Genomic DNA, 14,587 nt, shown 5'->3' with positions numbered 1-14,587 from the left:
TAATAAGAACTTAAGACTCCTTCTCTTTGAAGCAAAGCAATAAGCATGGTAGAGATGGGTCAATAGAAAATAAAAGAAAGGTATTACATCCTTCATCAATATAATCAATTTAAAACACATGTAAAATTGTGTTTTTGATTGAAAAGAAGAAAGGTTTGCTGTTTTATGGCAAGCCTGTTCTATAAAGAAGGCTTTTGTTGATTTTGGCTATTCTAAAGGCGTTCTAAACGGAACTATTATTGCTGAATTATTTATCATTATTCTTATACTTTCTATACTTTTACATACCTATAATTGGTAATGATTGATGAACGAGCGATTTGATACAATCCGATTTAACCTTATTTTTTGGACACTCTATTTTTTATACGAGTGGCTGGGAATGGGTGCAGCCACAGATCAATATTATGTTTATTTTATCAAAGCTTGTACCTCCGTACCCATTGCCTTTGTGGTGTCTTGCTTATCTGTTCATTACCTGTTTAGTAATTTCTATTTATCGGATAAAAAAACAACTTTTTGGTTGGGGCAAATCGTAGTAGCTGTAGTGTTTGTGATGCTCAAAAGATACATCAATTATCACTATTTATACCAGATGTATTACCCTCAAGGGATGCTAAAGCCTTTGATTTTCTTTCCAAAAATAATCATAGAATTTGTCAATCTTTACCTGATTGTTTTTCTATATGGAACGTTCTTCTTTATACGTAGCTGGTACCAACAGCGACAAACCTTGATTGAACTTAAACAAGAAAAAACAGCGGCTGAACTAGAGTTGCTGAAGTCGCAAGTACAGCCACATTTTATCTTCAATATGCTGAATAATATCTATTCAGGAGCTTTCAAGAAGAGTCCCGAAACGGCTCAACAGATATTGAAGTTGTCAAATTTTATAGAATACAGCCTTTATGATTCTAAAAAAGAAAAGGTTACCTTGACAGAAGAACTAGAATATATTCAGAATTATATAGCACTACAAAAAATCAGATTTGGTGATAAACTGGATGTTTCCTTTAATGTGTATAATGCCATCGAGGGAATACAAATTCCCCCTTTGCTATTGTTACCAATCATCGAAAATTGTTTTAAACATGGCGTGAATAAATCTATCAATGCCTCATGGATACGCGTAGACATCGAGAACAAGAATAACGAACTCATCGTTAAAGTAGAGAACAGCATTGAAGAGGAGATTGAAGTAATTGCTAGTCAGAATGGAGGATTAGGGCTAAACAATGTGAAAAGACGTTTGGAAATTTTGTACCCGACTGTGCATGAATTTAAAACTTATCGAGAAAAAAACAGCTTTTTAGTCGTACTAAAACTACAAATCAATAGATGAATCATTGTTTAATTATTGATGATGAGCTTCCTGCACGACAGCTAATTCAAACTTACCTTGAGGCATTGCCCGATTTTGAAGTAGTGAAAATGTTCGATAATGCGCTGGAAGGTTTTGTTTATTTACAAAATAATACGGTTGATTTATTGTTTTTAGATATTCAAATGCCTAGAATGACTGGCTTGGAATTACTAAAATCGTTACAGAAACATCCTAAGGTAATCCTGACAACGGCTTTTAGAGAATATGCCGCCGAAGGATTCGATTTAGATGTGTTTGATTATTTAGTAAAACCCATCAGCCAAGAAAGATTTTTAAAAGCCATTTCAAAATATTTATATTTCAGAGAGATTACCCAACAAAATGCATTAGATGTATCGACGTTTGAGGATGCTTATATTTTCTTGAAAGTAAATAAAGAACAGAAAAAAGTATATTTAAATGAAATACTTTATATCGAAGGACTGAAAGACTATATCAAAGTTTTTACGACCCAAGGTAAATTCGTGGTTTATGAACGTTTGAGGTATATGGAAGCAAAACTGCCTGAATCAAAGTTTGTACGCTTGCATAAATCCTACATTGTGGCAATGGATAGAATAAGTGCTTTTTCAAGCGAGCTAGTGAAAGTACAAGATTATGAAATTCCCGTTGGAAGAATTTATAAGCAATCGTTTTTGAATAAGATTTCAGCGGGCACATAATTGTGATTGAGCGAGTTAGTGATTGAGTGATTTTTTTAATTATGTATTAGTGACTATTGTTAAAAAAATCACTCAATCACAACTCACTCAATCGCTCAATTACTCACTCAATCACTAACTCGCTCAATCACAAATATTATATGAGGTACGAATTAAGGAAAATAATAACAGCCTATCAACAAATTAATTTTGCTGAACGTCGACTAGCCCTTGCTACCGTTGTAAAACTACACGGGTCAGGATATCGTCGTCCAGGAGCAAAAATGCTTATCGTAGATAATGGTACTTGGTTTGGGGCAGTCAGCGGAGGATGTTTAGAAGGCGATGTATTACGCAAAGCCCGTCAGGTAATGCAAGATGGCATACCCCGAATAGTAGTTTATGATACCATGGACGATTCCCAAAATGCCTTTGGGATTGGACTAGGGTGCAACGGAATTATTGACATCTTGATAGAACCGCTCGTTCCTAAGGATTCATCAAATTTAGTGGAGATTTTAGCCAACTATGTGCACAACACCGAGACCATTAAGTATGCCACAGTAATAGCAACACAATCGCCCGAAACCATGCCGATTGGCAAACGTTTTGCCGTTAATGACCAGCTAGCAGCTTATTTTCCTATGATACCTTTTGAGCTTTCGATACAAGAAGGTCTAATAGAACATACCGACTGCACTTTATTTTATGAAACAATTAAGCCCGATATACAATTGCTAGTAGTTGGGGCAGGATACGATGCCGTACCTTTGGTAAGTTTAGCTCAACAAGTAGGGCTGACAATTACGATAACCGACGACTGTGTAGCACATATCACTCCAAAACGTTTTCATGAAGCTAGCTGTTTGATCTATAGCAGAAGAACAGATTTTGTTGAAAAACTACCTGTCAATAAATACACTGCGGCAGTACTGCTATCGCATAACTATGGTTATGATAAAGACGCCCTTACTTACCTAATTGGTACGGATGTAGCGTATATTGGTATACTAGGTCCTAAAAAAAGAGGGCAAATGATGTTAGATGAATTAAATATTCAGGATGAAGATATCCTGAGTAAAATACATTATCCCGTAGGCTTAGACATCGGAGCAGAAACACCTGAGGAGGTAGCACTCTCAATTATCGCCGAAATCAAGGCATTTTTTGCACAAAGAGAAGGTGGGAAGCTAATCTATCGAATGCAGGGGATTCATTGATTGAAAGGCTATTGGTAGTCGGTAGTCGGATTTCGGCTATAAATGTTCTTCGCATTGGCATCCCGACTTATGAAGCGAGCGAGTTTTCATTCTTATCTCTAGCGAGGGACTTAAGTCCCTCACTAGAGATAAGAATATCAGACACTTATGGATATGTGGGTAATTAGAACGACTTAAGTTACCAACTAATAGAAATATATGATTTAATTATCCTCTCGATAATAACCTACTTCTTATACTTCAACACTCTACCATCTTTAATAACTCCTTTCCAATTAAGTCCAAAGCCAAAATTGTAGGTATTTCCGTTAGCGTCTTTATAACAGGTTAAGTCATACGGTAAGTCTTCGGCTTGTTTTTCTACTGTTTGCATATTGGCAGGCATTTGCATAGGCAATAACGCCGAGGGCTCAGATTTGCCAATAATGGTTTCAATAATGGCTTGGTCTTGTACGCCAAAGCTCAATAAAATGGCCGATGCAGACGTCTCTATTTCAGAGAATATCATTGGATTGGTAGTGCTTACTGATACTATCACGGGCTTATCTTTCATTAATATTTTGGTATTGTTGACCAATGCCGCATCTGTAACGTTAGCAGTTTTGGCCATTTTACCTTTATAAGAACGGTTCGTGAAGTTTTCCATCGGGTCGCCACCAGCTATACTGGTTTCACGGGCTTCTGTAGCGGTATAGTCGAAGTATTGCAAACTAATCGGGATATAACCATTGCCACCGTTTTTCAAGTCCTCTTTGTCATAGCCAATCGTAGCCTTTGGATTTTCGATGAAAACTAAGGCAAAATCTGCTTCTTTGGGATTGTCAGTTACATTAAAATGTTTCTTCACGATGTCCATATTTACTGGATAGTCTTCTGAAGAAGGCGTTTCCATACCTAAGAAATTACGACTAGCTGGTACATATCGTTTGGGTACATATACCGTTTTTCTAGTAGTAATAGGTAGTGTTTTAGCATGATTTTTAAGCATCACGATAGACTTCAACTGTGCTTCATATCCAGCTTTCATATAGGCAGGTTTTCCCACAATCGCTTTTGTTTCTGCTGGGTTCAAGTACGGATTTTCAAATACTCCTACTCTGAAAATATTCTTCAAAAGTCTCACTGCTGATTGTTCCATGCGGGCTCTCATTTTGGCTTCACCATGTTCTTTGATACCCATTTGATAGGCTTCCAATACAGGCTTCATGTCGTTATTACCCCCAAATTGGTCTACACCCGCCATCAATACTTTATAGTGTCTTTCGGCCAGACTAAGGTTTTCTACTCCCCACGACTTGCCATCAATAAATACGTCCATCGCCTTATGGTCGCCCGTCACAAGCCAGTCGGTACACACCACGCCATCGTATCCGTATTTTGTTCTTAATAAATCAGAGATAATATACTTATTATAATTGTTAGCTACATTCTCATGATTTTTCTTGTCCTGATTCCATGAAATGGTATAGTACGGCATCACCGCCGAAGCCATCTTCGTTTGTCCTTTTAGCTTAAATGCTCCTTGTGTGAATGGAATAAAATGTTCTTCAAAATTCTTACCAGGATACACGGCAAATTTTCCATTGGCATAATGTGCATCACGTCCAGCCTCGCCAGCACCACCGCCAGGCCAGTGTTTTACCATCGCATTGACACTTTTCATGCCCCAAGCAGTCGACTGAAAGCCATCGCAATAGGCTTGTCCCATCGCTGCTGACAGCCAAGGACTTTCGCCAAAAGTACCATTAAAACGTGCCCAACGTGGCTCTGTAGCAATATCCACCTGTGGCGAAAGTGCCGTAGTGATGCCTAAAGCACGGTATTCTGCAGCGGCAATTTTACCAAAAGTTTCTATCAATGCAGGATTGAAAGTAGCCGCCATGCCCAATGAACTTGGCCACATAGAAATCTCTCCGCCCGATGCCGCATCGTATTCTGCCTTAGCTGATGTGCCATGGCGAGGGTCAGTACTATTGTTAGCAGGAATCCCTAAACCAACGCTTTCACAAAACGCCTGCATTTTGTTGTTCCATTGAGCTGCAATCTCAGGTGATTTTACCGTCGTAATCAATACATGACGAAGGTTATCTTCGGCTAAAAACTTCTTTTGTTGGTCAGTTAAGTCTGTAGGGTCAGTTTCACCTTCATTATAAGGTTTACCATTATAAGTACCTGCAAAGTAACCTCCTGCACGGGCAGGAATAGATTGATGCGAAGAATAAAGCATCAAGCCTGCAATCTGTTCTATGCTTAATTTCGATGCTAAGTCTTTTGCACGAACATCACTCGACAAACGCCAGTCTTCATACTTATCTAGCTTGCCATTTTTATTCAAATCCTTAAAGGCAAAGCCATCAACCGTTAATATTTTCGTACCCACCGATGGCGAATAGGCTATACTTTGTCCTCCTTGATTTTTAATGATATTAAAACCCGCCATTGGGCTTTCCGACCATTTTTTTTGTGCGGTTGCAGTTGAAATAAGCCCTAATACAAGCCCTCCTGCAAGTATTGTTTTTTTCATAGAATGTTTTGGAATAAATTGACAAGCATTATTTAATCATTTTGATACAATAATGCTTATTTTTTTTCTAACGTCCTATCATAAAGGTTTAAAAATTTACTTTTTTGTTGATTAAATATGAAAAAAATACTTTTTATGGGCTTTTATGATAAATTATAGCTGATTTAGATACCTGTTAGGAATTGATACAGTACAGCAAGACTTAATTTTAGAGGTTCGTTGATATTTATGTGTCAGCAGGTTAAATAAAATAATATATTTGGGGTATTTCTTTAAAATAGTATAGATTACTTAGTGAAATGTATTGATGCGGAGGCACTAAATGTTGCCCTTAGTAAGTTTCGATATAAGCAATTAATAAAAGAAAAAATCCTTCACAACTTATTCAACAAATGCACTATGAAAAACTACTTCCTCCTCTTTACGTTAACGATTTCGTTATTTACGAAAGCTCAACAGCCCCGTGATGCTCATACACAAGAAATTGTCTTTAAAAATGTGTCAGTTGTACCAATGAATGTTGAAACTGTATTGCCTAACCAGACAGTTGTGATAAAAGACGGGTTAATAAAAGCCATAGGTACAAAAGTAAATTATGATAAAAATGCTTTGATTATTGATGGTAAAGGAAAATACTTGATGCCTGGTTTATCCGAAATGCACGGACATTTACCGACAGAAGGCTCTCTCCAAGCTATGCAAGATGTACTGTTACTTTTTGCAGTAAAGGGTATTACTACCGTACGAAGTATGTTAGGGAGTCCTGTGCATTTGGAAGTACGCTCTAAAGTCCAATCAGGCGAAATGCTTGGTCCAAGGCTTTATATCTCTGGACCATCTTTCAGTAGTGTCAGCGTAAAAACACCCGCCGAAGCAATCGCCAAGGTAAAAAGCCAACAGCAAGAGGGGTATGATTTCTTAAAGATGCACCCAGGTTTATCCAGAGAAAGCTTTGACGCCATGGCTAAAACAGCCAAAGGAGTAGGCATCAACTTTGGTGGTCATGTGTCAACCCATGTAGGCATTATGCACGCAGCCGAATCAGGCTATACAACGATCGACCATTTAGATGGCATCGTCCAAGGATTAATCCCTCGTTTAGATACCCTTACAGAGTCCGAAGCAGGAACATTTGGGATGTTTCAAGGACAACATGCAGATATGTCGCGACTAGCTAATATAATCAATGCCCTGAAAAAAAATAATGTGTGGATAGTACCAACGCAGAGTTTAACTGAACATTGGCATTCGCCGAACAATTCTGTAAAGAGCTTGTTAAATGAACCTACTATGAAATTTATCGATAAAAAGGTACTCGATAGTTGGGCAGATATGAAAACTAGAACCTTGAATGATAAATATTACGACTCGGTGTCGGTCTTGAAATACATTGATGTTAGGAAGCAAATTATTCATGCCTTTCAACAGCAAGGCGTTAATGTTTTGCTCGGCTCTGATGCTCCACAAGTATTTAGTGTGCCAGGCTTTTCGGCACACAAAGAACTAAGATATTACGTAGGGGCAGGACTTACTCCTTATCAAGCCCTCCGTACAGGTACTTATAATATTGGTAAATTCTTGAAAGAACCTAACTTGGGGATTGTACAAGTGGGAGCTATTGCCGACTTGCTATTAGTAGATGCCAACCCATTGAAAGATATTAGTGCCACAGAAGCTATCAGCGGAGTGATGTTAAAAGGCAAATGGCTGGATAAAAAAGACATTGATATTATCATGAAAAAGCTAGAGAAATAATGTCTTGATATCATCTATAGTATCCTTTATCCTTAGCGAGAGACTTAAGTCCCTCGCTACAGATAAGGGTAAGCACTTAACAATTTTGCTTAATCTTCTAACTTAACATGTCCCCAGTTTTCACCAGAACGAATTCTGTTGAGCTGCGTATGAGTGATGCCAAATTGCTTGGCAATCATTTTTAATCTGTTTTTATCTGACCTTAGCATTTTTTTAATCATAATTACTTTGCTTTCAGTCAGCTTGTAATTTTTAGTACGCTTTGGAATAACCCTGTCTTTCACGGCTGGGTTTTCGCGATTATGGATTGTCATCTCATCGCGAGTTACCCATTTTAAGTTTTCCCAATAGTTATTTAGCTTGTCGTGATCAAGATGAATAACAAATTTTTGTTCTTCGTTTTGTTTCTCTACAAAGAATTCTGCAACAAGTTTGTGAACATACCTATTAAGGGATTTATTTCCTTTGGCTCTGATATTAAGCGATCTGTATCCTTGAATTTTTGAGCCATTGATGATATCTCCTTGAACGGGGTCATTCTGAAAACTTTTCAAGCGTCCATAGTTGGAAACTTTATAAACAGGAGGGTTCTCTACTTCTTGAAAAGGAATATCTACCCATTTTTCATTCCAAAAACTAGCGCTTTTTTTGGTTCCTAAATTGGTTTTTTTGTCTATCATTTGTTTTGTTTAAAGATTTTTGTGGTTATTTTCTATGTTAAAACTATGAGATTACTCAAATGTTTTAAAAAAGATAACGGTAAATACTATATTCTCCTTTTTCTAATGAGTTAATCCTGATGTTGCCTGTATTATAAGATAAATTTGCTTGCTGATTATTACTATAAATAAGTTCTAAATGCTTTGTAACTAATATATCTTCAAAAGATATTTCAGCGCTTTTGTTCTCTGTATCTAAATTTACGATAAATAGATAAAGAGGGTTCTCTGCCTGAGTCCAAATGATTACCTTATTTTTCCCTTCAAAATCTGGTGGAATAAGCCATTTGGTTTTCTGATTTCCTATCAATAAAGTTATTTCTTCCGAAATTTTCCTTAAAATAGTCAATGCCTTAAAAAATGCCCCATTTTTACCCCACTGATATTTTGTATGAGTTGCTTTAGGCCCTTCTGTAAGCTGAAACACATATAATTTAGTATAATACTCGTTTGGTAGGGGAGTATTGTGTAAATCTCTCTGTTCAAAGCCCAAACTCATATACGAAGGCATATCACTCAAAAATAATGCCATGAAAATTCTAATGTCATTTCCTTGCAAATAAAATTCATCAAATCTCGGATCGTCTTTGTCTGCTGTAATAATTGTAAAGTTGGGAGCAAAAGTACAGCGTTCTAATAATGAATGATAACGAGCAAAAGAGGTAACAAATTTTTCAGAACCCAGTACCATCGATTGTAAATCGCCTAAAGTACTATCTGCATCAGACCCTTCTAGGTGTTCTTCTTCCACACCATAAGCCATTGTATTGGGCGGAGCTAAAAAACTCTCTGCAAAATACGAAAAAGTTGGTTTTATTTCACAAATAATCTTTTTGATATATTTGTGGATATCATAATATTGGTCTAGGTCAGCAGGAGTGCCTTCTTTCCTTAACTGCACATGCGACATATCACCACGCATGAAGTCAAAATTATAATGTTGGGCGAAGCCTAAATACTTGTGTGCTGCATATTCCCAAACTTCTTTTCTTGGTTTCGAAAAATCAATTTCCCAATGTTGGTTGTTATCTAAACTCTCGTATAGTTTAAATCTGGCAAGCGGTCCAAAAACCCTAGACATCTCTTCAGGGTTTGTTATGCAATAATCTCTCCATACACGCCCATCTTCATCAATCGTTTTGGCTTCATCACGTTTATCTACCTCCAACCCTCTGTAAGGCGGAGCCATCGTAGCAGGCACAGGCTCAAACCCTTCATGATACAAATGACTTATTAATTGATTGCGTTTTTTATTCCTATCCCAAAGATTGTCTTTTTCCCCAAACAGCACTTTTAACCGTTGCTCTTCTGGAAAGTAAGCATTATTAAAAAAAGTCTCTGTTTCTTGAGGATACTGTGTTTCAGTAGCTGGTCCATGTTGATGAATAAAAGCTAGAATTTGCTCCTGAACTTTTTTGTGTAAGTCGGCATCATGGTTGATAATTTCAAAGTCTTTTCTTTGTAACCATTCAAAAAACTGAGGATTGGCTAATGCTATTTCTGAATACCTGTCGGTGTGGGGAATCACATCCATCCCCACTGTTTTGCCCATCAGGTGTAAAAGATTAGTCACTACCTTCAACTGTTTTTCTACGGTATCCAGATGAGGATATGTTCTGGCTAAATCTTCATCAAAAAACTCTGGATTGATATTCCAGCTTGCCATTCCATACAAACTAGCTACCACACCACATTCCCAAATAGGCAGTAAATGAATAGAAGACTGAGACGAAGGTAGGGTTAATGCATATTTTACTACGTTAAAGAAACTACTAATGGTGCGAACATTGATGCCCACCATGTTGACGGTTTTTATCCATGTAGTATCTGTATGATGAGCAATTGGGCTTTGAACGGTGAACGATGTATTGAGTGCTTGATATAATCCTGCCTGACCGAAACGTTTTTCTAAAATATAAAATAATTGAATAGCAGGCATGGATATTGAATGTTCAGGCAGTAGCCCTACAATAAAAGAATCTTTTTGGCTTGTGTAGTCCAAAATAGCCTCTTGTTGATGATTCGTCCAGAATTGACTCAATTCATCATAAGAATCAGGAATGTGCATAGATTATATGTTGTATAAAAATGGTCTTGAATTTTCTAAAGAACTAAAAGCCATCAGAAAAATGTTTAAAAGTAAAATAAATTATTGAAAAATTGATACAGTTATGAAAACATTAGTAGTAGGAGCATCGAGCAACCCCGGAAGATATTCATTTAAAGCCACCCAAATGTTATTGGCGAATGGTCATGAAGTAGAATTATTGGGAAAGGAGAAGGGGCAGATTGCTGGACACCCCATAAAAACGGATCAGTTACCTCTTGAAGATATTGATACCATCACGATGTATGTAGCACCCAGAAATCAGCCAAATTTATATGATTATTTATTAGGGTTAAAACCAAGAAGAATTATTTTTAATCCAGGGACAGAAAATGATGCCTTTGAAGAAATGGCTCAGAAACAGGGAGTAATTGTAGAAGAGGCCTGTACATTAGTATTATTATCTATTAAGCAGTATTGATCATAAACAAAAAAGCTCAGAGAATCTCTCTGAGCTTTTTTGTTTATGATATCTTTCAAGTATTAGTTGAAGATATAACGGATACCCAATTGCATTTGCCAAACGTTATCAACTGTGATACTTTTTACAAATGAATCACGTAATAAGATTGTTTGGTTGTTGCCATCAGCATCTTGAATAACTTGTGTTCCGATTCTATATGTTGGTACACCAGTAGAACTGATAGTAACGTTCAATGGGTTACTGCTTGTTGAAACATTACCTACACCCCAAGCATTGTTTAATAAGTTACCAATGTTTAAGATATCAGCACGTAAACGGATAGTGTTTTTCTTTCCTTTAGCAGATGTTTTAACATAGAAATCTTGTTCAACTGTGAAGTCAAAACGTGTTAACCATGGAGAATAACCACCATTACGTTCTGCATATTGTCCACGACGAGTTTTCAAGTATGGGTTACCTTCGATATAAGCATCAAACGCTGTAGCTTGTTCAGCAGCAGTATATGTTTTAGCTGTTGCACCAGTACCCACTGTTAATGGAATAAAGCTTAAATCAGAAGCTTTGTTAGGAACATAGATTAAGTCGTTGATTTGACCATCTCCGTTGAAATCACTACCGAATGTATATGATTGTTTGAAACCACTGTTAGAAACAGCACCTAACGTAAACATTGTTGATCCACCAAATTCACCACCATAGTTGATACGGTAATTTACATAACCTACAAAACGGTGACGTAAGTCGTTATCTGAATAAGAAGCTGTCAAATAGTTTTGTCCGTCTACTGTAGGAATGTTTGCTTGTACTGTACTACCTACCGATTGGATATCTTTAGCAACAGCATACGTATAACCTAACATACCACCTAAACCATTAACAGTTGGTTTTTCAATTTTAGCAGTGAATGAATAAGATTCACCTTTGTTAGTATTTGTTAATACGAATACGTTTGTAGTAGCAGCGTTATAATAACGAGCAGTGTTTACTGCTGTACCAGAAAGACCAGAAGCAGGGAAACGTCCACGTGCATCAGCACCGTCAAATTTAGCAGAAGCACCTTTTAAGTTAGCATCGATATAACGTAAAGCATTGATGTTTTTGTTATAAAGAGCTTCTAAAGTACCGATTAAACCAAATGGCAATTTATAATCAATTGCAAGGTTTGATTTCCAAATCATTGGGTTTTTCAAATCTTCTGTTGAAGCGTTTACAACGTAAGCAGGCAATTTAGTGATGTCTGTTGTAGCTGGCTTGTAAACTGTAGGATTCAATGTAAATGGATAAGCTGTTGTAGCAGTTTGGTTAATTACAGCAGTATTCACACCGTTGTTACCCAATTGGTTTGATACCAATACTTGAGGAATACGAGATACGAAAATACCAGTACCACCTCTTACTTGAACAGATCTATCTCCTTTAACATCATAATTGAAACCAATTCTTGGAGAAACTAATACTTTAGCAGTTGGGAAAGCACCAGTGTTTACTCTTAAATTATTATTATTTTCGTCTTTGTAAGTCAAAGCACCAACAACTGGGTTATAGAATGCCTCAGATGTTGAGTTATCATAACTAAAGATATCAAAACGAAGACCACCAGTAACTTTTAATTTATCGTTCACTTGGAATTCATCTTGGATATAAGCAGCGTAGTTAGAAACTTTCAATGTTTGAAGAGGTTCTACCCCGTCAGGTAATAATGAATAACGATAGTTGAAACGGTTGATTGTAACTGGAGAAACCGTTAAAGCAGGGTTAGCTTTGTAAGCTAAAGCGGCAGTTTTGAAATCAGCAATTGAGTTGAATACCCAAACACCGTTTGAAGAAGGGAAGAATACGTTATTAGAAGTAAAGTATTCGTAGCTTAGACCTAATGTGAATGTGTGTGCACCTGCGAAGTAACTTAAATTATCCGTGAAGTTTAACGTTGAATAATTCAATTTGTTATTTGGCGTAAATGGATCCATACCCATTGTAGTATAAGTAGAACCATCTTTCAAAATATCAACTGTTGGGAAAAGAGATACTTGAGCTCTGTCTTCAATTTGTTTGTTGTATGTAGCGATGAAGCTATTGGCAAACTTACTGTTGAATGTTGAACTTAATTCAGCAACAATTGAACGAGTGTTATCTTGAATTTTATATCCTGAATTTTGAGGAGACAAAGCCAAAGAAGAGTTTGTACGGTTACCATTACCAGCAGTACTACTACTGTTACTGTTACTGATGATTGAACCAGTTTCAGAATCGTGGTGAGAATAACGAACACTTAATTTATGGTTGTTATTAATGTTATAATCTAAACGTAACAAACCTTTTTTACTGTTTACTTCATTGTTGAAGCCATCAATTGCACCAATTTCATAACCGAAGTTAGTTCTCATGAAATTTCCTAAATCTTCAATATCTGAAGCTAATACACGAGATACGTTACCTCCTGTAGCACCTGGACGGTTAGCTACCCAGTCTAAAGCAGGGTTTGAGCTTTTAAATTGCTCGTAGTTAGCAAAGAAAAATAATTTATCTTTGATGATTGGACCACCAACACGGAAACCATACGTTTTTTCATCGATGTTAACAGTTGATAATTTTCTTCCATCAGCTTTTTTTCCTACTAAATCACTATTTCTGAAAATGTGATAAGCTGAACCTGTGAATTCGTTTGTACCTGAACGCGTAACGGCGTTGATACCTGCTCCAGCAAAACCAGACTGACGAACGTCAAATGGTGCAATGTTTACTTGTACTTGTTCGATAGCGTCTAAAGAAACAGCAGTTGTACCAGTACGACCACCCGCTTGTGCAGAACTACCTAAACCAAAACCGTTGTTGAATACAGAACCATCAATCGTAAAGTTATTGAAACGGCTATCTTGACCAGCGAAAGAACGACCATTGCTATAAGCGTTGTACTTAGTAATATCACTGATAGTACGGCCGATAGTTGGAAGGCTGTTGATAGTGTTTGTTCCAAATGAAGCTGCCGCACCTGTACGGTTTGAAGACATGATATCAGAACGACTACCAGTTACCTTTACTTCATTAAGTACATTTTCTGTTTCAGCTAATTTGAAATTTACATTTGATGCAGCTCCTAAGTTAGCGCTAACGTCTTCTTGGATTTGGTCTTTAAAACCAACAAAAGAAGCTTTAACTGTGTAAGGACCACCCACACGAACGGCTGGCAAGGTATAACGACCAGCAGCATTTGTGATTACTCCGTAGCGAGTACCAGAAGGAGTATGGACAGCAATTACTGTAGCTCCTGGAAGCCCAGAACCTTTGTCATCCGTAACGATACCCGTAATTTGTGAGCTTGTTACTTGACCAAAAGTATTTCCTGAAAAAAAAGCAGTAAAAATCAGTAAGAAACCGAAAACTACCTTTGTTGTAAAGAATTTTTTCATGTTGAAAATTTGGAATTTAGTTAGAATTTGAATTGGTGAATTTGAATGCAAAATAACAACTTTTTTTTAGTATGAACAATATACTACTATTAAGAAACTGTAAACAAGATTGCCCTAATTGCTTGATTTATAGATATAGTGCAATTAAATATTTGAAAAGTTTATTTGTGTTTTATTTTATTTATGATATTGTTTTAAATACAATACAAGTGAGAGAAAACTCTATTAGTTTAGTATTTTTTTAAGATTATACAATATAAGTAATATTATTATTTATATGCTAAATGTTGTTTTTGGAGACCCTCTAAAAGGATATTAGATGGATAAATTTGCCCTAAAATGACTTTGAGAGCGATTTGTAATATTGGAAAAGAAAGAGGAACTTTGAAAAAGCAATTTATCAATA

General features: G+C 36.6%; 9 protein-coding genes. 5 read left to right on the top strand and 4 right to left on the bottom strand.

The annotated features are described in order from the left end of the window. Positions 1 to 307: 307 nt before the first annotated feature. The 3 genes from AC1RNE_RS05340 to AC1RNE_RS05330 all read left to right on the top strand — a co-directional run bounded on the left by AC1RNE_RS05340 (position 308) and on the right by AC1RNE_RS05330 (position 3,245). Entirely contained in the window at positions 308 to 1,342 is a 1,035-nt protein-coding gene (locus tag AC1RNE_RS05340) for a sensor histidine kinase (RefSeq protein WP_492799990.1), read from the top strand. After that, complete coding sequence (locus AC1RNE_RS05335; protein WP_492799989.1) at positions 1,339 to 2,046, top strand: LytR/AlgR family response regulator transcription factor; 708 nt, start codon at positions 1,339 to 1,341, stop codon at positions 2,044 to 2,046. Before AC1RNE_RS05340 ends, AC1RNE_RS05335 begins: the two co-directional genes overlap by 4 nt. Positions 2,047 to 2,186: 140 nt before the next feature. Next, the gene (locus AC1RNE_RS05330) at positions 2,187 to 3,245 is read left to right on the top strand and encodes an XdhC family protein (protein ID WP_492799988.1); all 1,059 of its coding nucleotides are present in this window, start codon (positions 2,187 to 2,189) and stop codon (positions 3,243 to 3,245) included. Positions 3,246 to 3,471: 226 nt separating this feature from the next. On the opposite strand, the gene AC1RNE_RS05325 is transcribed toward AC1RNE_RS05330, so the two are convergent. Continuing rightward, positions 3,472 to 5,769 carry a glycoside hydrolase family 3 protein gene (locus AC1RNE_RS05325; RefSeq protein ID WP_492799987.1) on the bottom strand — a complete coding sequence of 766 codons (2,298 nt, stop codon included), beginning with the start codon at positions 5,767 to 5,769 and terminating at the stop codon, positions 3,472 to 3,474. 399 nt (positions 5,770 to 6,168) lie between these two features. Here AC1RNE_RS05325 and AC1RNE_RS05320 point away from each other — a divergent pair, with 399 nt between their 5' ends. Continuing rightward, on the top strand, positions 6,169 to 7,524 hold the full coding sequence (locus AC1RNE_RS05320; protein WP_492799986.1) for an amidohydrolase family protein: 1,356 nt from the start codon (positions 6,169 to 6,171) through the stop codon (positions 7,522 to 7,524). Between the two features lie 89 nt (positions 7,525 to 7,613). On the opposite strand, the gene AC1RNE_RS05315 is transcribed toward AC1RNE_RS05320, so the two are convergent. Both AC1RNE_RS05315 and AC1RNE_RS05310 read right to left on the bottom strand, forming a co-directional pair. Beyond that, entirely contained in the window at positions 7,614 to 8,204 is a 591-nt protein-coding gene (locus tag AC1RNE_RS05315; RefSeq protein WP_492799985.1) for an HNH endonuclease, read from the bottom strand. Positions 8,205 to 8,268: 64 nt separating this feature from the next. After that, complete coding sequence (locus AC1RNE_RS05310; protein WP_492799984.1) at positions 8,269 to 10,311, bottom strand: hypothetical protein; 2,043 nt, start codon at positions 10,309 to 10,311, stop codon at positions 8,269 to 8,271. Positions 10,312 to 10,414: 103 nt separating this feature from the next. Between AC1RNE_RS05310 and AC1RNE_RS05305 the strand changes: the two genes are divergently transcribed. Next, positions 10,415 to 10,771, top strand: coding sequence for a CoA-binding protein (locus AC1RNE_RS05305; protein ID WP_492799983.1), 357 nt, complete (start codon positions 10,415 to 10,417; stop codon positions 10,769 to 10,771). A 62-nt stretch (positions 10,772 to 10,833) separates the two neighbouring features. On the opposite strand, the gene AC1RNE_RS05300 is transcribed toward AC1RNE_RS05305, so the two are convergent. Further along, positions 10,834 to 14,181, bottom strand: a complete 3,348-nt coding sequence (locus AC1RNE_RS05300; RefSeq protein ID WP_492799982.1) for a TonB-dependent receptor — start codon at positions 14,179 to 14,181, stop codon at positions 10,834 to 10,836. Positions 14,182 to 14,587 lie beyond the last annotated feature (406 nt).

The organism is Arcicella sp. GW822-FHT02H01 (assembly GCF_058802005.1).
Note: the sequence above shows the minus strand (reverse complement) of the source record. Positions and strands in the feature narration are given on the sequence as shown.